The sequence below is a fragment of the Moorena sp. SIO1G6 genome, from assembly GCF_010672795.1.
Lineage (GTDB): Bacteria > Cyanobacteriota > Cyanobacteriia > Cyanobacteriales > Coleofasciculaceae > Moorena > Moorena producens.
Genome location: NZ_JAAHFZ010000027.1, coordinates 4,519 through 28,256 on the forward strand (window position 1 = coordinate 4,519; position 23,738 = coordinate 28,256).

Annotated in this window: 21 protein-coding genes and 1 tRNA gene; 5 read left to right on the forward strand and 17 right to left on the reverse strand. The window is 44.3% G+C overall.

Features of this window, described 5'->3' with window-relative positions:
- The 10 genes from F6K63_RS22685 to patR all read right to left on the reverse strand — a co-directional run.
- Positions 1-1,024, reverse strand: a 1,024-nt coding sequence (locus F6K63_RS22685; RefSeq protein WP_287313174.1) for a carbohydrate-binding protein, incomplete at its 3' end; no start/stop codon positions are given.
- Between the two features lie 63 nt (positions 1,025-1,087).
- Positions 1,088-2,071 (reverse strand): KpsF/GutQ family sugar-phosphate isomerase, encoded by a 984-nt coding sequence (locus tag F6K63_RS22690; RefSeq protein ID WP_287313175.1) that lies wholly within the window; start codon positions 2,069-2,071, stop codon positions 1,088-1,090.
- Between the two features lie 386 nt (positions 2,072-2,457).
- Entirely contained in the window at positions 2,458-3,291 is an 834-nt protein-coding gene (locus tag F6K63_RS22695) for a glycosyltransferase (protein WP_071107464.1), read from the reverse strand.
- Positions 3,292-3,318: 27 nt separating this feature from the next.
- The gene (locus F6K63_RS22700) at positions 3,319-4,023 is read right to left on the reverse strand and encodes an acyltransferase (RefSeq protein WP_287313176.1); all 705 of its coding nucleotides are present in this window, start codon (positions 4,021-4,023) and stop codon (positions 3,319-3,321) included.
- 33 nt (positions 4,024-4,056) lie between these two features.
- Positions 4,057-5,334, reverse strand: a complete 1,278-nt coding sequence (locus F6K63_RS22705) for an ABC transporter ATP-binding protein (protein ID WP_287313177.1) — start codon at positions 5,332-5,334, stop codon at positions 4,057-4,059.
- Positions 5,335-5,336: 2 nt separating this feature from the next.
- Entirely contained in the window at positions 5,337-6,146 is an 810-nt protein-coding gene (locus F6K63_RS22710) for an ABC transporter permease (protein WP_193431614.1), read from the reverse strand.
- Between the two features lie 701 nt (positions 6,147-6,847).
- Positions 6,848-6,979, reverse strand: a complete 132-nt coding sequence (locus F6K63_RS22715; protein WP_267875759.1) for a hypothetical protein — start codon at positions 6,977-6,979, stop codon at positions 6,848-6,850.
- A 102-nt stretch (positions 6,980-7,081) separates the two neighbouring features.
- A complete protein-coding gene (locus F6K63_RS22720) occupies positions 7,082-8,875 on the reverse strand; it encodes an SLC13 family permease (protein WP_071107460.1) in 1,794 nt (597 codons plus the stop codon).
- Positions 8,876-9,336: 461 nt separating this feature from the next.
- Positions 9,337-9,504: a hypothetical protein gene (locus F6K63_RS22725; protein ID WP_154659665.1), complete on the reverse strand. Its 168-nt coding sequence runs from the start codon at positions 9,502-9,504 to the stop codon at positions 9,337-9,339.
- Positions 9,505-9,510: 6 nt separating this feature from the next.
- Positions 9,511-10,521, reverse strand: a complete 1,011-nt coding sequence (patR, locus tag F6K63_RS22730; protein ID WP_044492236.1) for a heterocyst master regulator PatR — start codon at positions 10,519-10,521, stop codon at positions 9,511-9,513.
- A 288-nt stretch (positions 10,522-10,809) separates the two neighbouring features.
- On the opposite strand from patR, the gene F6K63_RS22735 reads away from it, so the two are divergent.
- Positions 10,810-11,721, forward strand: coding sequence for a tetratricopeptide repeat protein (locus tag F6K63_RS22735; protein WP_287313178.1), 912 nt, complete (start codon positions 10,810-10,812; stop codon positions 11,719-11,721).
- A 74-nt stretch (positions 11,722-11,795) separates the two neighbouring features.
- Here the strand turns inward: F6K63_RS22735 and F6K63_RS22740 are convergent, their stop codons facing one another.
- The 3 genes from F6K63_RS22740 to F6K63_RS22750 all read right to left on the reverse strand — a co-directional run bounded on the left by F6K63_RS22740 (position 11,796) and on the right by F6K63_RS22750 (position 14,849).
- Positions 11,796-13,523, reverse strand: a complete 1,728-nt coding sequence (locus F6K63_RS22740) for a succinate dehydrogenase/fumarate reductase flavoprotein subunit (RefSeq protein ID WP_008179299.1) — start codon at positions 13,521-13,523, stop codon at positions 11,796-11,798.
- A gap of 184 nt (positions 13,524-13,707) precedes the next feature.
- A complete protein-coding gene (locus F6K63_RS22745; RefSeq protein ID WP_008179300.1) occupies positions 13,708-14,019 on the reverse strand; it encodes a hypothetical protein in 312 nt (103 codons plus the stop codon).
- A 757-nt stretch (positions 14,020-14,776) separates the two neighbouring features.
- Positions 14,777-14,849: transfer RNA gene (locus tag F6K63_RS22750), tRNA-Arg, on the reverse strand.
- Between the two features lie 650 nt (positions 14,850-15,499).
- On the opposite strand from F6K63_RS22750, the gene F6K63_RS22755 reads away from it, so the two are divergent.
- The 3 genes from F6K63_RS22755 (at position 15,500) to F6K63_RS22765 (ending at position 18,303) form a co-directional block, all read left to right on the forward strand.
- Positions 15,500-16,159 carry an Npun_F0813 family protein gene (locus tag F6K63_RS22755; protein WP_008179302.1) on the forward strand — a complete coding sequence of 220 codons (660 nt, stop codon included), beginning with the start codon at positions 15,500-15,502 and terminating at the stop codon, positions 16,157-16,159.
- A 93-nt stretch (positions 16,160-16,252) separates the two neighbouring features.
- Entirely contained in the window at positions 16,253-17,287 is a 1,035-nt protein-coding gene (locus tag F6K63_RS22760; RefSeq protein WP_008179304.1) for a hypothetical protein, read from the forward strand.
- Complete coding sequence (locus tag F6K63_RS22765) at positions 17,284-18,303, forward strand: helix-turn-helix domain-containing protein (RefSeq protein WP_287313179.1); 1,020 nt, start codon at positions 17,284-17,286, stop codon at positions 18,301-18,303. The genes F6K63_RS22760 and F6K63_RS22765 overlap by 4 nt, the downstream gene beginning before the upstream one ends.
- A 179-nt stretch (positions 18,304-18,482) precedes the next feature.
- Here F6K63_RS22765 and F6K63_RS22770 read toward each other — a convergent pair whose 3' ends face one another.
- Positions 18,483-19,412: an ADP-ribosylglycohydrolase family protein gene (locus F6K63_RS22770; protein WP_287313180.1), complete on the reverse strand. Its 930-nt coding sequence runs from the start codon at positions 19,410-19,412 to the stop codon at positions 18,483-18,485.
- A 551-nt stretch (positions 19,413-19,963) separates the two neighbouring features.
- Here F6K63_RS22770 and F6K63_RS22775 point away from each other — a divergent pair.
- Positions 19,964-21,886 carry a glycoside hydrolase family 10-like protein gene (locus F6K63_RS22775; protein ID WP_071107454.1) on the forward strand — a complete coding sequence of 641 codons (1,923 nt, stop codon included), beginning with the start codon at positions 19,964-19,966 and terminating at the stop codon, positions 21,884-21,886.
- A gap of 265 nt (positions 21,887-22,151) precedes the next feature.
- Here the strand turns inward: F6K63_RS22775 and F6K63_RS22780 are convergent, their stop codons facing one another.
- The 3 genes from F6K63_RS22780 to F6K63_RS22790 form a co-directional block, all read right to left on the reverse strand.
- Positions 22,152-22,769, reverse strand: a complete 618-nt coding sequence (locus F6K63_RS22780; RefSeq protein ID WP_287313181.1) for a GNAT family N-acyltransferase — start codon at positions 22,767-22,769, stop codon at positions 22,152-22,154.
- 114 nt (positions 22,770-22,883) lie between these two features.
- Positions 22,884-23,048: a hypothetical protein gene (locus tag F6K63_RS22785; RefSeq protein ID WP_271969911.1), complete on the reverse strand. Its 165-nt coding sequence runs from the start codon at positions 23,046-23,048 to the stop codon at positions 22,884-22,886.
- Between the two features lie 29 nt (positions 23,049-23,077).
- The gene (locus tag F6K63_RS22790) at positions 23,078-23,620 is read right to left on the reverse strand and encodes an EF-hand domain-containing protein (RefSeq protein ID WP_071107451.1); all 543 of its coding nucleotides are present in this window, start codon (positions 23,618-23,620) and stop codon (positions 23,078-23,080) included.
- Between the last annotated feature and the right edge of the window lie 118 nt (positions 23,621-23,738).

Here is a 23,738-nt window from a genome sequence, read left to right on the forward strand (position 1 = left end):
CCTCAGGAGTTGGGGTCACAGATGGTGAGACCGGAATCAAATCAATGTAGTTGATGTTGAAGCCCCCACTCAGTACATCCAGGCGCAATTGATGAGTCCCGGCACTGAGGCTGAGCACTTGGGAAGACTCGATCGTCTGCCAAGTTCTCCAGCCACCAGTGTTGCCCAAATTCACACTGGCCTGTTCTCCGTCTAGACTGACTTGGAAGCTATGATTGCCATTGAGTGCAGAAGCCACACGAGCTTCGAGTTGATAAGTCCCGGAACTGGGAATGGTGACCTCATAGGTCAGCCATTCTCCTGACTCAATCCAACCCACCAGCGGCGTGCCATCTACATCGCCGCTGTAAGAAATATCCACATCCTCAAAGCGATACTCTCCACCATTATTGCCAGGGTCAAGATCGTAATAAGCTACCCCTTGACCACCAGTATTGTAGTCTTCTGCTTCGATGCGAACAGTAGAGCCGCTTGCCTGAACATCAGTTATAGTATCAATTCCGTTGCCCTGATTAGAGGTGTTGTTATCTGTACCACCATTATTGCCGTTGCCGACCTCAGGAGTTGGGGTCACAGATGGTGAGACCGGAATCAAATCAATGTAGTTGATGTTGAAGCCCCCACTCAGTACATCCAGGCGCAATTGATGAGTCCCGGCACTGAGGCTGAGCACTTGGGAAGACTCGATCGTCTGCCAAGTTCTCCAGCCACCAGTGTTGCCCAAATTCACACTGGCCTGTTCTCCGTCTAGACTGACTTGGAAGCTATGATTGCCATTGAGTGCAGAAGCCACACGAGCTTCGAGTTGATAAGTCCCGGAACTGGGAATGGTGACCTCATAGGTCAGCCATTCTCCTGACTCAATCCAACCCACCAGCGGCGTGCCATCTACATCGCCGCTGTAAGAAATATCCACATCCTCAAAGCGATACTCTCCACCATTGTTGCCAGGGTCAAGATCGTAATAAGCTACCCCTTGACCACCAGTATTGTAGTCTTCTGCTTCGATGCGAACAGAGTTCATAACCTACTCCTAATAATTTTTATTTCCTATTACACGAGTAGGTAGATGCTTCTTCAAGCTTGCTCAAAGTATACCACTTTGAGCAATGTCATGGAGTCGAAGTAAGCCAATACAGCGTTTGTGTTTATCCACCACCGGCAACACGGAGATTTGAGAAGTCCGATTTTCCATAAGCTGTAAGGCATCGTAAGCCAGTTGGTCAGGTTGAACCATTACCGGATTGGGAGTCATAATTGCTACTGCCTTGAGGTGTTCTAGCTCAGTTGGCTTGATTTTGGCAATCGAACGTCGTAAATCACCGTCAGTAATAATTCCGAAAAGTTCACCCCTATCGTCAACTACATTGACTGCTCCCAAACTGCCTTTAGTGATAGCACCAACAATTTCAATCCAGCTGGCTTGAGGGGAAATCACAGGGTTGTCTTGGTCTTTGTGCATTAAGTCTGCGACTCTCAAAGTCAGGCGCTTACCCAAACGTCCTGCCGGATGATTCAGAGCAAAATCTTCTGGCGTTAGCCCCTTAATTGGCATTAGTGTCATTGCCAAAGCATCTCCAATTGCCAGAGCAACCGTTGTGCTGGTAGTTGGAGCAAGATTAAAAGGACACACTTCTTGATCAACGGAAGCATCAAGCACAACATCTGCATTGCGAGCAAGAGTAGAGTTCAGGTTGCCCACAATCGCAATAATCGGTAATTGCCGACGCTTGAGGTAAGGCATTACAGCCACAAGCTCATCGGTTTCACCACTGTTGCTCAAAGTCACAACCACATCTGAAGAGGTGACGCTCCCTAAGTCACCGTGCATAGCATCCCCTGGATGTAGATAGGTTGCTAGAGTCCCCGTACTCGTCAAGGTAGCAGCAATTTTACGCCCTACAATTCCTGACTTGCCAACTCCCACCAATACCACCTTACCTCGACAATTAGCTAAAAGCTCAACAGCTTGCTCAACTTCCTGAGGTTGAAGTCGATTGGCAGCTAGAGTAATTGCATCAGCTTCTATTTTTAGCCTTTCAACAACCTGTGAAAAGCAAGTTTTTTCCATTAGGAACTGCATATATCTGTCTATAATTGGGGTAATATAAGTAGATATACCCTAAACTAAATGATTTAATTTTTATCTCCTTAAATTCCCCATACATAAGTCGATTATAGGCTATTTTATTGGAGTTTTAAGTAACTTAAAACCGTAAGTATTCAGCTATCAGCGTGTCGCGTATCAGCTATCAGCTATCAGCGTGTCGCGTATCAGCTATCAGCGTGTCGCGTATCAGCTTTTGAATAACATAGGCATTCGTCACAGCGTCGAAGCCTGTGCCACAAACTAGAAGCCTGTGCCACAAAGCTGTTCGCGTAGCGTGAGCTAAAAGCTCACGGCTGACGGCTGACTGCTGACCACTGACTGCTGACCGCTGACCGCTGAATGCTTACTTAAAACCAACTAGTTTTTTTAACGGATTTAATCGCCCTTTTTAAAGAAACTATTTCCCGAGCCATGGTTGAGAAATTTCCCTCTAGTAAATCACGCCTGACGTAGGAACGAACAAGGCTTAAATCAATATCATTTTGGGTTATATAACCGCAATCCCTAGCTTCCTTAAAGTACTGAAACCATAGATCTCCATAGGGATGATTGGTATACTTCCAGGGTTGAGTGTAGAGGTTCGTATAGTGGATTAACTTCGTATCTTTGTCATAGTAATCAAAGACATTCCAAAGGGGGTCTAGTTCTCCGATCTGGTAATTGTGATGAGCAAGAAAAGCAGGACTCATACGGGCAAGGTCAGGGTAAGAATACAGACCTTGCTCAATTTCGTCGTAGTAGGTTTCTAAATCAAAGTTGCATTTTTGACAATCGATCAGCATTACGCTCAAGCCCCAAAGGTCTTTAGCTTCACTGCTATAAGCTCTTTTTACTAGGAAATCACAGCCATTCAAAGGTGTGTCTAATAGTTCACCAATATCAGTCAAACAGATAGTATCTGAGTCAATATAAATAGCTTTACCTTGATAGTTACAGAGTTGTGGAATCAAATATCGGTAGAGACTAAACTCAGTTGTATTCCGATATTTAACTCTTAAGGACATGGGAGCGAGATAAGGCTGATCATCATTAAGTTCAATAGCATTGTGGGTGCCATTGAAAACATAAATATCCAGTTCCCTATGGCTATGCTTACGAAGAGAGTAAATTGAGACTTTCCTCTCCAGTAGACTCGCTTCGCCAGATCCGATAAATACTCGCACACGCTCTTGATTTTTCATGGCTAATTTTCATAATAGTGCTAGGAATTATTTATTAGTAATAATTTGATTAGATAAATCTATTTGACTTTGACTAGTCTTGGAAAAAACTTGATCCTGTTTACTCTCTTTAGGTTCACCACGTTTACGAATAACCTTGCCTGGTACTCCTACAACTACGGAGTAAGGCTCAACACTCTTGGTTAAAACTGTCCCAGCACCGATGACAGAACCTTTACCTATTCTGCAACCATCAAGGATTCTTACTCCCGCTCCTATCCAAACATCATCTTCTATAATGACACCTTTCTTAGTAGACGGTTGAAGGTCGATAGGCGTATCAAGATCATCAAAGGTATAGTTTGAAGTAACAATTACAGTATGGGTAGCGATTCTGACCCAGTTTCCTATAACTAAGTCACCTGCACCATAAAGAAAACAGAAAGGGTTGACACTACAGTCACTACCAATTTTTATCTTACCCTGTGCAGATATGAGCATTGCTGAACTTCGGATAATTGAGCGATCGCCAATATGAATAGCAGAGTCTTCCAAATTACATTGAAGAGTTACATTATTTTCTACAATGACTCGATTTCCAATAAATAATTTACTTAAATTATTTTTGATTACGCTTTGGCCTATATAACAGTCTTCCCCAAGATTTCCCAGGTTTTTACGGTAATATTTTTGTATTAGTTGTTTTTTATAATTATTCCGTAAATTACGAATTAACTTAAATAAGTTATACATCTATTATAATGGTTATAACAACAATATTTTTTGTTATTGGGGTAATGCTTTCCATTTTCTAGGTTGATAAAATTGACATTGTGTCATTAATGAATTACTTTTAACTTTGAAGGTTAATGATACGTGGTCGTAGATATACTTAGGTGGCTTTTTGACCCAGACTCTACTAGAGTAAGAACCAGGTCTTAATCCAAGATAAGGCATTTCTAACTGAAGTTGAACTATTCCATTATAAATTTTTAATATTGTGTTGTCTAGGTTACTATCCAGGTTTAATAATGGTTCCCCTTCTCCAGAAATTTCTCTAATCATAATACAAAGGATTCCATGAGAAATTTCTGTGTGAGCTTTGCAATTAACACACAAGTATACAGGTTGACCACTCAGAGGATATTCAATCCTATTTCCTTGTCCATCTTTAAAGTAAACGGCAAGAATATCTAAACCAGTGCTTTCTTCTGGTGGTTTTTCTTGAAAGAAAACAGCGCCCTGTGATTCCTGTTTGTTATCTAGGAACAAATCTTCATCATATTTTTGCATTACCACAGCCGCCTTACCAACTGCTAGTAATTTTCCTCGTTGAAGATAAATTGCTGAATCACAAATAGATAGAATAGAATTAGGATTGTGAGCTACTAGAACAAAGGTTGTACCTTTATCACGTAATTCAGACAGCTTTCTATAGCATTTCATCCTAAACAGAAGATCGCCGACTGCTAGCACCTCATCAATCAGAAGAATATCTGGTTCTGTATGAATTGCACTAGCGAAGCCTAACCTTGCTGCCATTCCAGAACTATAGGTTTGTACCGGCGAATCAATCGCATCCCCAATTTCCGCAAACTCTAGAACTTGATCAAACCGCTGATCAATTTCTTCCTTCGACAACCCCAAAATCGACATATTGGCATAAATATTTTCCCGCCCTGTCAAAATCGGATTAAACCCTGCTCCCAAAGCAATCAATGGTGCCAACCGACCTTTAACTTCCACAGAGCCAACATCCGGCTTAATCAAACCACTAATAATCCGCAACAATGTCGATTTACCACTACCATTTGTCCCCACTAAGCCAATAGCTTCTCCTCGTCGCAATTGAATACTGACATCATTCAGTGCCCAAAACTCCTTTTTCCGCAGCTTCTCATCCTTCTGCCTCAATCCTACTAACTCAGTGGCAATATCATGGACCCCATATAATAAAGACCGCTTCAAGTCCCGACAAAACTTTTTAGAAACCCCATTAACCGAGAGAATGACTTCACTATCCTGGGATTTGTCCGCAACGTCTCGCTCAGTGCTACTAATCATAATTAAGAACTGATCCTCTCAACTACAAAAGGGATAGATAGACGATAGACAATCCAAGCTAGGAGCAATCCCACAACAGCAATCCCACTCGTAACCCAAAATCCCAGAGGTTCTGATATCACACCTGTCGTTGCCAACTCTCGTGTTGTCACCAGCAAAGGAGTGACTGGATTCAATTTCACAATAGCGCCAAATACCCCCTCACTAGGAACTGGGTAGACAACTGGAGTCAGAAACAACCAAAATCCAGTTGCCAAAGTAAGACCCATAGAAAAATCTTTATACAAGGCTCCCATCGGGGCTAATAACAAGCCAATAAATGTTCCGAATAAGACAAGATGAATGAAAGCCACTGGTGCTATAATCACGCTCCAACTTACTGGCATCCTGAACCAGATAAACAAGCCCACAATCAGAATCAGCTTGATACCAAAGTTAAAAAATACTTGACCCAGTTTGCTAAGAATAATGGCTTCACGGGGGAAATTAATTTTAGCCAACATCGCCTTTGCCTCGGTCACCGCTTGGACAGGACCATTCAGTGTTTCCACAAAAGTCTGCCACAGGGTCATGCTAAACATCACATAAGCTGGATAGGGCAAGCCCGTGCTACCAACATTAATCACCCCATTACTCTTAGCCAAAGTAAAGCCAACAGCCGTCACAATTGGTGGTATAAAAGCCCAGATAATTCCCAGCAATGACTGGCGGTATTGAGCACTGATATCCCGGACCAGAAGTCGCCAAGCTAGTTCTCTAGAAGCCAGCAAGTCTCGCCGCATCTCTTGAAATAATTGAAGCGGATGCCTCATCTGACTCTCAGGGGTATAAACCACCCTGGGTAATCTCTGATCTGATCTTTGAGTCCGTTTCAAAACTATCTCCTCACTAAAATCCCTATGGTTACTCTGGTTTAAACTTGTGGAATAACAATCAATTATTTTATCGATTATATAATAATAAATTTTAAATTAATTTAAAATTTATTATTATCATAGCTTTACCATAGCGCCCTGCTAGGTTTTAGCTCTGAGGTATTTCTACTTATTTAAGGTATTTTTTTAAAGAGTGTAATGGCCATCAAACGTAATAATATAGGTTTTAATGCTAAAATATCAATGGTTTACAACTCTTTAAAAATTGAATAATTTGATACTATTTTTTTTGCTATAATCTACAGGTTATGGTGAGATTTTAAATCGATAATTATGGTTTATAATAATTATCTGTTCAGTTATTCAAGAGTTATTGGTTAAATCTGGATAGTTTAGCCAATCAATTAAATTCATTGGTTCAGAAAAAAAACTCTACCCCAGTTGACCAAACTATTCTTCAGCCAATTTTTTTTCCAATCACCAGCCTTGATATCAAGTTGCGTTCAAAGATATCACGATTCACAATCAGGAGGGGGAAGAGGGGAAAGAGTCCAGAGTATACCATCGGGCACCTCTGGTTTAGAACCGGACTTTCCGACCCGTCTGTTGCCGGTAATATCATGTCAAGATAATTACCCTTAATAAAAATCTCCCCCATCTGGCCATCTGGCCATCTGGCCATCTCCCCACACTTCCCACCCTCCCCAACCTCCCCGCGCCCCCCAAAATTGATGGGTATTCAACCAGACTTGATATAAGGGGTTAATCATTTCCCGACTCTTCGGATTTCAGCTCTCGGATCACTTAGCAGTTGCATAGTAAAAGATTTAGCTAAAGCTTCAAGAATCCCGGTCTATTTATAGCGGGGAGACTCAAGACAACCCATACAGGGCAATCACCAGTGGCGGAATAATCAATGCCATCAACAAACTTAATGGGGCACCCACCCTAGCAAAATCCAAAAACCTGTAACCCCCTGGCCCATAAACCATGGTATTGGTCTGATACCCAATCGGAGTCATAAAACTATTAGATGCGGCAAACATCACCGTAAACATAAACGCCAGAGGATTGAGACTCAAACTCTTAGCTACCTCCACAGCAATCGGCAATAGTAACACCACCGAAGCATTATTAGACAGCACCTCTGTGATCAGGACAGTAACCACATAGAACAGTGTTAACAACCAATAACCAGGGAGATTACCCCCTAGTGCCACTAGATTTTCCGCTAACCATTGGGTTGTGCCTGACTCCTTCATGGCTATTCCCAAAGGAATTAACCCAGCCAGCAGGAAAATAATATCCCAGCGTACTGTTCCGTACAGTTCCCCAGGCTTGAGACAACCAGTGATCACCATCAAGACTACTCCCAACAAGGCACTCACCATAATCGGTAGTACATTAAAGGCAGCTGCTAAGACTACCCCTACACTAATTGCGATCGCAATCCCTGCTTTGTCTCGCCGTAGGGTTTCTAAATCTCGCTGTCCAATCACCAACAAATCTCGACTGGTTTGCAATCCCAACAAACTTTGCCTCGGACCTTGTACCAACAGCACATCACCAAAGTGCAAGCAAACTCTTCCAAGTCTTTCTCTGACCAGTTCCTGTCCCCGTCGAATTGCCAAAACCGTACCGTTATAGCGTTGTCGAAACCGCATATCCTTTAAGGTTGAGCCAATTAAATTAGAGTTAGCCAGGATCAACACCTCAGCAATCCCTTCCTCCCCAGAGGTAAGACCCGTTTCCAAGGGTTGCTTTCCAAATTGGACATCAGCTAAGATTTCTATCCCTCGTTCATCTTTGACTCTCAGCAGACACTCCCGACCAGACCTCACAATCAAAATATCCCCTGGTCGCAATACTTTATCTGCCAGCGGTTGGGGAAAACGGCTACCATTGCGAATCAGTTCCAAAACGTCCAAATCAAACTTCCGCTGAATTTCACTGGCACGTAGGGTTTGCCCCACTAGGCTGGAATCTGGTGTAATTACAATTTCACTGACATACTCTTTGAGATTATAGTCCTGAGTGACAATACCATTGCTGGCTACTTTACGGTTGGGCAAAAGTCGGGGTGCCACTAGAGCCAAATATGCCAATCCTATGGTGAATGTAATTAGCCCCAATCGGGTGAATTGAAACAAGCTGAAATCACCATAGCCCAACTGTTTAGACAACCCACTGGCCAAGACATTAGTGGAGGTGCCAATGGTAGTGATCATGCCCCCTAAGATAGTGACAAAGGATAAGGGCATCAAAAGCCTAGAAGGGGAAATACTTTGCTTGCGGCACCAATCTTCTACAATAGGAAGTAGTACAGCCACCACAGCGGTATTGTTAATGAAGCCTGTTATGGGCCCAGCAATTATTCCCATGGTAAAGATTTGCTGGGTTGACTCCTTGCCTCCCCACTTCAGCAGTAGGTCATTCACGATTTGAAGCGCCCCAGTTCGGGCAATCCCAGCACTGAGGATAAACATAGCCATCACAGTGATCGTGGCAGGGTTGCCAAAACCGGAGATTCCCTGTTCTGGGGTGACTAGCTTTAGAAGCATAAGTAATACCATCACTGCGATCGCAGTGATATCCACTGGCATCCATTCCCTAATGAAACTGATTAAAGCTAGTAGGACAACGCTCAGGGTTAGAAATATAGTCATAGATAGCGATCGCTCTCACCAAAAAAGACTACCTTAGTTAGGTAGCTCATGGACATCCATCAAACATTTTGATAAATTTACCTATCCATGGAATTTATCTCGCCATATACTAGCCAAAATGATTCAATAACGCTATTAGTTAGCGTATCCTTTATCAAACTAATTTATAGTTATAGCAATGAGCATAAGCCTTAGGAAATCAAATTAATTTAAAGGTAACTTCGGAACTTCGGAACTTTGGAACAAGCATGTACTAATCTTTATTCCCCGAATTCATCCGTGACTATGAACTTAATTATTCATTATTATCTAGTCAAGTATATCCCTTAATTAAAACTTTAAATTAAGACACCCTTGATTTAAAAAAAATTAATAATAAACTGTCAATTATTGTTGACTGTTAACTGTTGACTGTTAACTGTTGACTGTTAATCTTACCATCCCGCCAACAAAAAAATCAATTAAATTAAAATTGAATAAACTCCTGGGGGTTGCTCTGAGGATGCCAGGGGAACAGGTAGCTTCTGGAGTAGGGGAGTAGGGGATATTCCATGTCCGTCCCGATTCCCCCATCCCCCCATCTTCTTCAAAGTAAAGCGTGGTAGCTCACGCTTCGAGCAATTTTCCACTTCCCATCAAGCAGAATTCCCAGAGGGATCACCCTTACTACCCTTGTCAATACGCTTGATCGGTTTCGGTCTTGGTCTTTGGGGTTTGGGTGCTGTGGCTGTAGCCACGCCATCCTTTTTACGAGGAGGGCGTGGCTTCGGGTAACTCTTTTTAGCACCAAAACGTTTTTTATTTTTATTAAATGGTTTCCTCTTTGGTCCAAATTTGTTGAGAAAACCAATATCGTTTCCTTCCTGGATCACCAGGGTATTGGCTTGCAGCTGTGCATGTAAATCCCAAAAATGACCAACGACCCTTTCTCCCAGGCAACCCTTAAGCTTTAACTTGAAAAACTTAGGCTTATCTGACTCTTTACGAGGTAATTGCCTAATTTTAACAACGACTTGTTCCTTCTCCCGCGAATGGTAGATCACCTCGCCACGAATGGAAAAATAGCCATCCTTCGGAATCGGTTCCGCCTCAGCTTCTGAGGAGTCATTTGATGTCTCGACTTCTGCTTCGGACTGAGCAACTCCCGAGTCAGTTGTTTCAGCTGAAGCTGTGGGTTCGAGAGTTTCTGGTTCCCAGACGCCAACAATTTGGACATGTAAGTTATCGTCTGCTTGCCTGATGCGGGGATAGACAACCCAGAGGTGGGGCTGATTGAGATCTAAGTGATTCTTGACCAAACTCATGACCCGACCGAGTAACACCGCATCAATCAAGGTTCCATCTGCCGCTACAAGTGTTCCCCTGGTCAACTGCTCTGCGGAAGGCATATATTTGCCATTGACCAGACCAATGGCGCGGTATTGCCTAGGTTCACTGGGGGCAGGAATTGGGTGCTGTCTTGAGACCTTACTTGAGACCTGAGTAGTTACTTTCCCATTAGATTCAGCTAAGGGAGCTGATTTGGTGGTATCTTGAGAGCCACCAGTTGGTGTTTCTGGGGGCTGGTTTTGCACACTGGATACTTCCGGTGGTTGGATTCCAGATGACTCAGCTGAGTCGGGAAGCCGATTCACAGACGAATTCATATAACCTCCTAGCGGCGGAGACACATTCCCATGGGTGGTTTTGACTGACATTGGCAGCATTGTTTTGTCAACATCTTCCAGCTTTCCGGTGTCCTTTCCAGAAAAAATTATCCTGGATTCTTGCCACCACAAAACTGGAGGGTGAGCGCACTTGGTACTAGTCTACCCACTGTACAGAATGCAGTGAGATAAAGGCTAGATCCGCAAAGTTTATGGAATCTTTAATCTGAGCGGTTTCTAGCCGATTTAACTGAGCTTTAATGCTAGCTTATTTAATAGATAGGATTTATGGGAGGATACTTTAAAACCCCCAAATCGTTTCATAATGGCAATAGAGTTCAAGAAGGTTTTGTGTCTCAAAAGCGCAGTCTGTGGATCAAAATAGTGCTAGTACTAGCTGTGCTAGCCTTTATCGGTATTTCGATGATTCCTTTGCTAGGGAATATTTTCAAGGATAATCCCGCCTCTGTTGGGGCAACACCTACAGCTACACCAAATATTTCTGCCCAGCAGCAAGCAGAACTAGAAGCTCAAGCCAAGGGTTATGAACTAGTCTTGCAGCGAGAACCAGAAAATTTAACGGCTTTGAGAGGTCTGCTGGAGATACGGCTGCAGCTAAGAGACATCAAAGGCACGATTGAACCCCTAGAAAAGTTAGCCAAACTCAATACTGACCAGACAGATTATGGAGTCTTGCTGGCTCAGGTAAAACAACAAATTGGCGATCGCGAAGGAGCAGCTCAAGCCTATCGGGACATATTAAACGCTAAGCCTGGGGATATGAATGCTCTGCAAGGGTTAGTTAGTTTGCTAACCCAGGAAAACCGCCCAGAAGCAGCCATCGGTTTGCTGCAAGACACCTTAAAAAGTTCCCAGCAAGTCAATGAAATTAAGCCTGGGAGCATTGATGTCATTTCTGTGCAGTTGTTGTTAGGTCAAGTTTACGCGAATCAGAAGCGTTATGACGAAGCCACAGCTATATATGACCAGGCAATCAAAGGCAACCAAGATGACTGGAGACCAGTGCTAGCTAAAGCCATGATTTTTCAAGAACAGGGTAACACTGAAAAGGCTAAACCCCTCTTTGACCAGGCTACATCCCTAGCACCAGCCAAGTACAAAGACCAAGTCAAACAGTTGGCAGCCGAAACTCCAAAAACTCCGGAAACTCCCGAAATTCCCGAAACTCCCGAAGATTAGTGATGAGTAACCGACACAGAGTACTAACGCTAGTTACCCATGACTCGACCACTGAGGCAGTCTCGGACTAGTAATCAATACTTCCGCTCTTTCGGTTCAAACAAGGTCATGCTTACCGGTTTATATTGCAGGTCAATACCTGCGGATGAGTAAAAAGCTAGGGTGTGTTTGAGAAAATTGGGATCATCCCGTTGGGGATAATCCTCCCGGCTATGGGCACCCCGGCTTTCTCGTCGGTTCAGGGCAGATGTAAGAATGATTTCTCCGACTATCATTAAATTGCGCAGTTCCAAGGCTTCGATAATTTCCGTGTTCCAACAGTTGCCTTTGTCATCCAAATAAATTTGCTGGTACTGTTGTTTCAATTGTTCCAGTTGGTTTAACCCCTCCTCCATGGAAGCTTGGTTACGGAAAACGCCACAGAATTGGGTCATACAGTCTTGGAAGGCTTGACGCAACTGGTTAAGCCGTAAGGTGCCAGATTTTTCCACAAGGGCTTTGATTTTTGCCTGGGCTGCATTGAGGTAGGATTGCTCATCAATGTCTGGTAACTTCCGGTCTTGGACGTATTTTGCGATCGCAGCACCAGTTCTTTTGCCATAAACCACACATTCCAACAGGGAATTACTCCCGAGGCGATTTGCCCCATGAACAGAGATACAGGCTGATTCCCCAGCGGCAAAGAAGCCCTCAATTAACCCATCTTTACCACTATGGACTTGCCCATCGGTGTTGACAGGGATTCCCCCCATGGAGTAGTGGGCAGTTGGTCGTACTGGCATTGGTTGATGTACTGCGTCAATACCAAGCAAGCGATGGGCTTCTTCCCAGCAAAACGGAATCCGACTCATAATCTTGTCTTTGCCCATATGGCGCAGGTCAAGGTAAACAAAAGGTCCACCTGCACTGCCATCAGGATGAATTCCACGACCAGCTCTGAGTTCTAGGGTAATCGCTCTTGAAGTAATATCCCGGGGTGCCAGTTCCATTTGTTTGGGGGCGTAGTCGCTCATAAAGCGATCACCTTCTGAGTTAATCAGATAAGCCCCTTCCCCTCGTACCGCCTCAGAAATCAAAACCCCCACCGGATACAAGCCCGTAGGGTGAAACTGTACAAACTCCATATCTTCCAAAGGCACCCCAGCCAGAGCTGACATTGCCAGACCATCCCCAGTGGAGGCAAAGTCATTGGAGGTCGTATTAAATACCCGTCCATAACCCCCGGTAGCGAACATGACAGCTTTTGCCCGTACTACTTCCACCTTCGTGTCTAGGAGCTGGAACATAACCACCCCTTTTGCCTGACCCTCTTCCAAAATCAGCTGCATAACGTACCACTCATCGTAGAGTTTGACACCGTTATGCCGGAGATTGTTCACCAGTTCATGCAAAATGGCGTGACCCGTCTTATCTGCCGCGTAGCAAGTGCGCCGATGGGAATGACCTCCAAAAGCCCTCTGAGCAATCCGACCATCCGGTAAGCGGGAAAACAGCACCCCCATGTGTTCCAGCTCAATGACTACCTCTGGAGCCTCTTTGGTGAGGATTTCTACTGCATCCTGGTCTGCCAAGTAGTCAGACCCTTTAACCGTGTCAAAGGCATGGGCTTCCCAGCTATCGGACGCATCAACATTCTTCAGAGTAGCTGCCATACCCCCTTGGGCAGCCACCGAATGGGAACGAATTGGGTGAGTTTTAGCCACAAGGGCGACATCCAGCTTAGGCTCAGAGCGTTTAATCTCTAAAGCAGCGCGACATCCAGCTAATCCCCCACCGACAATAATGACATCGTGTTCTAGCATCTCGGTCGTATTATGGAATCCGAATTCCTATTTTATGCTCTAGGTTATAGCCTCTAGGCATCTAGCCTCTAGGCATCTAGCCCCTAGGATTCTGACAAAGAATGAAGCGCCCCTCATCAAGCACGGAGGCTCTCAACTCTCCTTCCCCGGGTTCTGAAAAAGCCGGGGATGGTTCGGATTCTCTTCAACCGGTCGCCTCAATCGGTTTCTGTCTAGGCGCTCTGCCGACCGCTGTTGATGTGGTTTCCTCCTCTTCCATCTGAGCAATTTCAATATGGTTTAACAATGTAGTCACGAAGGCAAAGAGCAGGAAGGGCAGAGATAGTACCAAAATCAGCCCGACAGTTGCCAGAGCGTAAATTTGGCGGTCAGCACTCCAAAGAGCTAAGGCTGAGGCGAGACTCAGGAAAATTACGATTAACCAAACCATAATTTGTCCATAAATGTCACCAAAGCTTAGGGTGCAGACAATGCGATATCGTTGTAAGTTATCCATGGCATCTCTTGACACATTTCTTTATTTTTGTGACATACTCCCGACGCTGACAAGCGCGGTACAGCGCGGGCTTCTTACCAACTCCAGCCATCGCTTCGGATACTCGGTAAGCTTTATTAACGACACGGGATGCCCCTCCGCGCCGGAACAATACAAGAAGTTCTAGAACCAAAGTACTGCAGGTGCGAGCCCGTTGGTGCGACCCAAGGCCGGGGAACCCGGCCTTGGGTCGCACCGCCACGCGAATTTAATTCGCCGACGGAAAGCGCACCTATGGAATTTTACCCATTCACAGATAACTCAAACTATCGAGTTTTTCTGAAGGTCACCCCATATTCTTTGTTGTCAAGGTTTAATTAGTAGGTGGCGATTAGCTCTTAATTTGATGTCCCTACTATACCTAGTATGTCACAGTTAATTGGCAAGCTCCGTTACGACCCTTGCCCCGCTGTCATCCTAGAGATGAAACCTTAGAATAGGGTCGCCTTAATCAATGAGTTTTAACCTTTTTCCGCATAGCCTGCCAACCATAAAGGCGACCCTATTCTTACGGTAACTTCAAGACACTTACCCTATCGGGTAAAGTGCGGGGCTTCTCGCGGTTTAGCTAAGCATATGCGTCTCATCCAGGTTTGGGGGATTTCTCAATAATTTTTAAGAGGAGCGCAACATCACTTTACATTTAGACCTTAGTCCTATGTATTTTGTGAGCCAAATTAAGCCAGATGGTATTGACTTTTGACCAATAACCAAAGAGCGCCCTCGGTAGGATTTGAACCCACGACCCAGGGATTAGAAATCCCTTGCTCTATCCACTGAGCTACGAGGGCATAGCTATATCATACATCAGAAAAAACTGTTTTTGCTTGGCTGGTGATCGGGTACCAGTCTCTGTGTGGCTAATACCTAGTCCTATCAAGGCGCTTTGGGGGTATTCACTCCTGTGTCGGTAAACCATAAACAACTATTATACCAATTTCAAACGGGACAGTCAAGGTCAAGGAGGAACAGGGAACTTAGGATCAAGCAACAATGGCTCCGGTAACAGAAAGCATTCCCCGTTAACCGTTGCCCGTTCCCCGTTCCCGATCTCAGGAGAGCCTTGGGCTTAAGTGGATAGCCACCACAATTATCGATTGCTTGTCTCAATTAGCGGTAAGACTCAAGGCACTTAGCTCGAACCCGAGTTAAGGTAGGTACATAGTCAGTGTCACTGATCAGAACTTAGTCAGACCCTGTCACAAGGATTCTGATCAGGAGATAGTGACTAGTACTCTGTCAAAATTGAATTGAGGGGTAAACTATACTTTTCCGGATTAGGCACGCTTTTACTAGGCATTAGGTATGACTTAACACCTTGCCACCGTGCCACCGTGCGACCTTGCCCTAACCCTCAAAACTAAATTGACAGAGTACTAGGGGGTTAGAACACTTCGTCAACAGCACCCCCTGACCCTGTCAGGAGTCATGTGCCAGTATCATGTTTATTTTGAAAAGGCAGGATGTTGAAATCTCTAGTATTCAGCACCCACAGAGGGAGCAGCAAATCCCGATTCTCAATTACCAGGGGCAAACCTTTCGCCTGCTCAGTGTATTTGGTTCCACTCAGGAAGAGGAAGCCATAGCTTTCTGGCGAGACCTCACCGATAATCGGGGCAAAGCTTGTGTATTGTTGGAAGAACCTGACCGCTACAGCGTTTGGGGAAAAATCCGTCTGGAGCAATTAGGCACTGAACCCAGCTCTGAGGGCACTAGGGTATCCTACATTCAAGCCTGTCTTTTGCTACTACAGACGGTGTATATGGATGTGGAAGACTTCTTAGGAGCTAGACAAGCTGGGTTGTTTCAGAAGGATATCGCCAAGATCTTGATAGATTTAAACTTTCCCCAGGTTGAATCGACCCAAGCTGTACAACAATTGCTCAAAATCGACCCCCTTACCAACTCTGATTTTCCTACCTGGGAAGAACATGATTTGATCACCCTGTTGCAAGAACTCTATCGCTTAGGTAAAGACTATTTTGGCAATACCAACTTTGCTCAGGGGGTTAGCGATATATTGCAGGATATGCCCCCTCAGGAGCAAACTCAGTTTATCAACTGGCTTAACAACTCTGATCTTGGTAATCTATGGCAATAATCTACAATTGAAAATAAGCTTAAGAATCATAGATATTTTAGCTGCCTAACCATAGTCTTATTGTGCTAGTCAGTGATAAGTGTGAAATTCCTTATGAGCAGCTCTGCAGAACGGTCATCAGGTAATCTATCCCCCCTCAGCAGCAATACCATCATCTATGGTGGTATTGCTTGGGCGATTATCTCCCTATTATTCTTCTTGCTGTTTGGGATTACATCCCCTGGGCAAGAAAGTCCATTTTGGTACCTGATTACTACCTACTTTTTAGAATGTATACCCTTCCTAGTAGCAAGTATTCTCTGTTTCAGAAATTGGCGTAGCCCTCAGATTGCCAGTGGACGAAATGTCTGGCTAGGACTTGGTCTGGGGAATCTGTTCTATTTGATGGGTGACTTGATATTCGGTGTGTGGGAGCTGTATTTTCACCTTAACCCTGATGTATCACTAGCAGATGTGTTTTACTTATCGTCCTACGTATGTCTTGGGGTAGGCATGTTTTTAGCAGTTATTCCCAGGCGCTTAAACTTAGAACTTTGGCAAGGGTTAACGATTGTAGCGATTGCCATAGTGGGGATGGCCTTAGCTGCTTTGCTGTTACTTGCCCCTTCCCTCGAATCCAGCACTCCTGAATCTGGTGATTTGATAATTGCGTATTCTATTTCTGACTCGACCACAGCAGTTCCGGTCAAGGACAATAATGCTATGGTCATCTCGGCAGAGCCATCTGAAATAACCAACTCTGAGGCAAATCAGAGTACCGATCATAATTCTCCAAGGTGGGCTATTGAACTTGACAACTCACTGAGTGCCTATTCAAACCAATTGACGACCCTCTACATTGCTTTCGATGTAATTCTGCTGATTATTGCCTCATCCCTACTGTTAGCTTTTTGGGGTGGACGTTTTTCCCAATCCTGGCAAATGATTGCCGCTGCAACATTTTGCCTGTACATTGCAGATATGTGGTTTAAGTATGCTGAGACTAGACCGAACTACGAAAGTGGCGGTTTACCAGAAGTCTTTTTTGTATTCAGTGGTGTATTGTTTGCAATAGGGGCTGCCCTGGAATATCAAATATCGAGCCGTTCCCGTCGTGGTTCACGCAGGCGAGCTGAAAAAGTAGCATGAGTCCAAGAAAACTATCTGATGTCGATAAACAGGACATCCTAGAACTATATCGACAGACAGCAGAGACAACCTCAACGCTGGCTGACCGTTATGGAGTTAGTAACTCCACCATTAGCCGTATCCTTAAGAGCAACTTGTTGGAGCCAGAATACGAGGCTCTAATCCAACAAAAGCGCTCTAATCGTACTGCTGATCATGTTTCCTCTTCTACTGTCAAAACGGCTAAGCCTGTGGTAGAATCAGCAGCTCAACCATCACTAGTTGGACTCGAAAATGAACCATTAGCAAATGAACCATTAGCAGAATCTATCAGTGATTTATTGACTTCAACCTCTACTGATGGACGTCGGCGGCGTAAGCGTTCCTCTGTGGCTGCTCAACCACCAGTGGAGGAAGAGGAGCAACATACCCAACTGCAACTAGATATTACCACATCAGGTTCAGATGAAGATAAGTCTGTTGATGACCAAGATGAATTCTTACCTGAGGATAAGGGACTAGCAACTAGGAGATTCGCTGAGTTGCTGGACGAAGATTTAGGGGATTTGGATCAAGATGATGATTTAGAGGATTTGGATGACCTAGATGATCTAGATGACCTAGATGACCTAGATGATCTAGATGACCTAGATGAAGATTGGGACGATGACTTGCCAGATCCTGAGATTCACGAATCCATCAGAACCTCTGTGGCTAAAAGCGGTTCTTACATTGAAATTTTGCCCCTCTCGGAAGCTTCTCTTCCTAAAACCTGCTATTTGGTAGTCAGCCGAGCGGCGGAGTTAATTGCTCGCCCTCTGAATGAGTTTAGCGACCTCGGACAAATTCCTGACGAAGAAGTTCAAGAGACAACCTTGCCAGTATTTGAAAACCATAGGGTAGCACGGCGTTTTTCTAACCGTTCTGAGCGAGTCATCAAGGTTCCTGATGCTCAGATGCTTCAGAAGACCTCTTCCTATTTGCAAGCTAAAGGAATTACCCGATTATTAATTGATGGTCAGGTCTATTCTATTTAATATCAAGTCCCCTGGCTTCTGGGTGAGGGACTTTCGCCCTTAGGGTTTTAGGGAGTCGGGAGTCGGGAGTCGGAATTCCCCCTACTGCTGGCGGAAGGGTGGGAGGGGGGAAGCAAATGGAATGTACTTCATAAGTATTTGAAACGCTATAACTATTGATATAACTTACTTGATATAACTTAAGCGCTTTGAGCGAGGGCAAATAGTTGCTCAGCTGTGGACTCAATCAGCTCCCGTTTAACCAGTCGGGAACGCCAAGATTCTGGTATCCCTTCCTCTCCATAAAATGCCCCTGCCAATTGTCCGTAAACTGCCCCGGTGGTATCGGCATCATCACCTAAGTTGACGGCTAACAGACAGCCTTCCCGAAACGAGCTACTGTGCTCAAAGGCCCATAAAGCTGCTTCTAAGGATTTCACTACATAACCTGTCCCCTTAATTTCTGGCGGCTGGCGGTATTTGAAGGATCCTGTCGCAATTTCGTGTATTTCCCCAACCATTGGGTTTTCTTGCCAGTATTGAGGAATGGGGCAATAGAGTTCCGAAAGCAGTTCTTCTTTGCTTACTCCATTAACTGCTCCTACTAGCAGCGCCCCCAAGTAGCGACAGGCATCTACAGCGGTTGCTACTCCATGAGTGGTGCGTGAACTATCACCAGACTTCTCGATCGCTTCTCTTGGTTTTTTAGCATAAAACAAAGGCACAGGAGCTAAGCGCATGATAGACCCATTACCAGCACTACGGGGAGCTGTGGAACCACAGTAAGGGTTTTGGGTTATTTGAAATTGCTGCAAGGCTTGGGATACTGTGTTTCCAATATCAAAACACTGACCTGTGCTGCTTAGATAACCTTCTTGGTACCATCGCAGATACTGCTGTAATTGATCAACTGGATCAAACCCCTGTTGCTCAATCAAACTATGGGCTAAACACAGAGCCATGGATGTATCATCAGTCCAGTAGCCAGGCTTCAAACCAAAAGTCCCACCACCCACCATATCTTGAATCGGGGTAAAAGAGCCTGGTGGCTTAAACTCTAAAGTAGTACCGACTGCATCCCCGACAGCCAATCCTAAGAGACTGCCACGGTAACGGTTAATTAGCTCCATGAGATAATTCCTCCTGTGACATACTCCCACACTGACAAGCACGGTTCAGTGTGGGCTTCTTACCAACTCCACCCAACGGTATCGGCTTTCGCCGACGCGGGGCGCGTTCGGATACTCGGTAAGCTTTATTAACGACACGGGATGCCCCTCCGCGCCGGCACAATACAATAATTTCTATTTTTAATTAGTAGGTGGCGGTTAGCTCTTAATTTATTTTCCCTACTACATCTAGTATAGACGATATTCAATTGTAATTGTTTCCTTATTCCATGCAATAAGAGCGCAAAATTCATCCCATAAGACGCGCGCCTTAGATAGGGTCGCTTTACTACATGCATATTTAACCCTTTTACGCATAACCGACTAACCATAAAAGCGACCCTATCTTACGGTAACTTTAAACACTCATGCTGCGCATGTTCGTTGTGGGGCTTCTTTTGCTAGAAGCTAATCCATCACCTCTGCTACTCTAGTGTTGGTGTTTTTTGCATCTTCGCGGTTAATCAAAATCCTGATGAACCCAACACCCTTACCCGGAGCTTGTTCAACCCATGAAACCGTTACTCAGACTCTGGCCTATAGCCTTGGTAAATAAACTGGTTTCCTTTCAGCAAACCATTAAACGTCAGGGTTGGTGGATTTTGCTATTTGTGATCGGGATGATAATTCCTCTATGCCAGCTTTCCCCATCCTACGCCAGTGGCACCTTTAAAGATGTCCCAGACAATTATTGGGCACAGCCGTGTATCACCAAACTAGCACAACAAAATATTATCAGGGGTTACCCAGATGGTAGCTTTAAACCGAATGCTCCGATCACCAGAGCTGAGTTTGCTGCACTGCTTCTGAAGGCTTTCCCTAGTGCTCCTCAAGTCCGCACTGACAAAAAATTTGTAGATGTACCAACTAATTACTGGGCTAATCAGGCTATTCGTAATGCTGATAAAACGGGATTTTTGGCTGGCTATCCTGGTAGAGTTTTCCGCCCTAAGCAAAATATCCCTCGTGTCCAAGCGTTAGTATCTTTAGCTAGTGGATTGAAGTATCAACCGGTTAACCCTTCCGTAGAGACTTTAAAGGAAGCGTTTACTGATGCTACGGCAATTCCGAACTATGCCCAAAATGCGATCGCAGCGGCTACGGAAAATCAGATTGTGGTCAATCGCCCTAATGTGAAGCAATTCAAACCTAACCAACAAGCTAGTCGAGCTGAGGTAGCTGCTTTCTTGTGCCAAGCTACCCAAACTACTGGATTGATTCCTAATCAATACATTGCTAAGGTTGAGCCACCAACTGCTGCTTCTACTGAAGCGGAGTTAAGAGGGGTATGGCTGACAAATATTGATAGTGAGGTACTGTTGTCTACTACAGCAGTAACGGATAGCCTAGAAAAACTTAAGGAGCTGAACTTTAACACGGTATATCCTACAGTGTGGAATTGGGGTTATACACTATATCCGTCTCAAGTAGCTAAACGGGTAGTGGGACTGGAAGCACGAATATCCACGGAGTTAGAGAAAGACTTATTTGACCCAAAGAAGGGGGTGCAGGGAGGACGAGATGTTCTCAAAGAGATTGTCGAGGTGGGACATGACAATGGTTTGAGAGTTATTCCCTGGTTTGAATTTGGGTTCAAAGCACCTTCTTATTCTGAATTAGCCAAACGCCACCCAGATTGGCTGACCCAAACCAAAGATGGGGTCAAGACTCAAACTACTAAAGGATTAGAACCAGAGGATGAAAGACTACAAGAGATTGTTTGGCTCAATCCTTTTAAACCAGAGGTACAGCAATTTATTCAAGATTTAGTTATCGAAGTTGTCAACAACTATGATGTTGATGGTATCCAATTCGATGACCACTTTGGCTTGCCAGTGACCTTTGGTTACGATGATTTCACAGTAGAATTGTACAAAAAAGAACACCAAGGTAAATCTCCCCCCACTGACCCAAAAGATGAGGAATGGGTACGGTGGCGAGCAAATAAAATTACGGATTTCCTAACCAAGCTGTTTCGAGCAGTTAAAGACAGTGTTGAAGACAGTAACAATGATGTGATTATTTCCCTATCTCCCAATCCCCAGCGTTTTTCTTACCAATTCTTTTTAGCTGATTGGGCAACTTGGGAACAACGGGGTTTGGTAGAGGAACTAATTGTCCAGATTTATCGAGATAATTTCAGCACTTTTATCTCGGAATTAGACAAGACAGAAGTCAAAAGAGCACGGAGTCATATTCCGGTAGGAATTGGGATTTTAAGTGGTCTCAGAACTCGCTTAGTTCCGGTATCACAAATTCAGCGACAAGTGGATGCTGTGCGACTGCGGGGATTTGCTGGTGTGTCATTTTTCTTCTATGAAACCTTGTTGAATATGAGTGATGAACCAGCTTCTGAGCGTGAGAGGGGTTTTGAGGTCATGTTTCCTGAGTTTGTGAAAGCACCAGATATAGAGGATTGGAAGAAATCGAATTGATCTGGTGTCTAGTGGTTTCGGTAATGTTATATTATCTCCGGTTGAATACTTACACGGATGCATCTCATCTTTGTAAAGGTGCGCTTTCCGCATCTAATTATTAAATTCGCCACGGGTCGCACCTAAATGTTGCGTAGGGTGCGTGATAAGACGGGCTCACCCTAATTTTATCGCTAGCGAGTGTTGGGAGAGTCCGTCCGAAAATTGTAACGGGCAAGATGCCCATTCCACGCACCGGGTCAAACTAGGTAAAGGCTTGCTTTATTTATCCTGAGGGTAACTTCAGTTTTAATAATCTTTCAAACTTGGAGATCATTTCTATTAAGTTAGGTCGATCGTAACCATTGATATAGTAAAGATAAACCTCTTTGGGGTCCTCTGGGTGATAGCGAAATGGTAGTCCATGCTTGGTCATTCCGAATTCATTGACATATAGCTTGCCTGGATTTGGTAAAAAACCGGTTCCAAACAAATAACCACCGTTGCTATATAACAAATCTTTATATAATAGTTTTAACAGCTTGAAAACTGCTGTAGACTGTCTGTAATGTTTGCGAACTGCCAACCTTGTTCCTTCCACTGCCAATTTATCTTGTTTGATAAAATCGGGTAATTCGTGATAGCGTTCTAGCTCGAATTTTCCCTTAAATCTCCTACAAATTCTCAGACATCCCACTAAGCTATTGTGTTCGAAAACCCCTAACCAAGTGGCAACGGTATCATAGTCATCCCATAGCACCTTGCCTTGTGGAAGGTCTTTGACATGCAAACCACTGGGATTATCTGCTGGCAGTTCCCATTTTTCTTCTTTAACTAGAACTTCATAAGCTATTTTTTTGGCCTCAATTATCTCTTGTTCTTCAGTCAACACTCTAGCATTCATTATCTGATCTTGATGGCATCAGCTTTATGGGTTGATCACGATTGGGACTAACTAGAGAATAGTTGCCCTGATCGGGCAGGATGATGATGGGGGCTGACAAGCAGGATTAATTTCCTAAATTATAGCGTTTCTCTTAGCTATGAGGTACAAATTATTTTTTCCCTCTTCCCTCTTCCCTCTTCCCTCTTCCCTGCTCCCTCTTCCCTGCTCCCTCTTCCCTGCTCCCTGCTCCGAAGTCCCTACTCCCTGCTCCCTAAAACCCAGAAAATTGTACCTCACAAGTCGTAGAATTGCTATAGTAGGGACTATTAGTAGGGACCAAACAAGAAGTTTCCGGGGGCATCTGGGTCATCGCTGTGATGGAATTGCCTTACTAATTCCACAAACTCGTCTTTGCTGATGCTTCCATTACCACTTAGGTCTAGCTTGGGAAAAATTTCTGGAGCTAACTCCTCAGGAAGCCGCCAACTCTTATAAAATGTCTTGTATTCTTCAAGAGTAATGACCCCATTTCCATTCAAATCTAATAGCTCGAAGATCTGATTGGCTAGGTCAATAACAGTTTGATACATATCCGGGCTATTTATACGGTGGTCGCCATGTTCGAGCCACTCTGCTAGCTCAACTTTACCGTCGTTGTTTTTATCCGCATCTTTTTGCAGATGCTCCCAGTCCTCGATCAACTTGGCATGGAGCTGCTCGTATGATGGGGAGCCGGGGGTTAAATTACGGGCTTCGGCAACATTTTGGAAGATTACCTCAAAATCGTTTTCTTCCACCACGTTGTTGCCATTGGCATCATAGACGTGAAAGAGCCGCGTCCATTTTTTTGTTTGGAGTTCCGTAAGCATCCCTTAACTTGCTAAATTTGTTTTTGCACCCTGTAGACTACAGGTGTGAGTATATTATCATAAATCCAGCCATAGTCAGGTACTAATTTTTATCTTAAGATTTAGTTAATAAAATTTC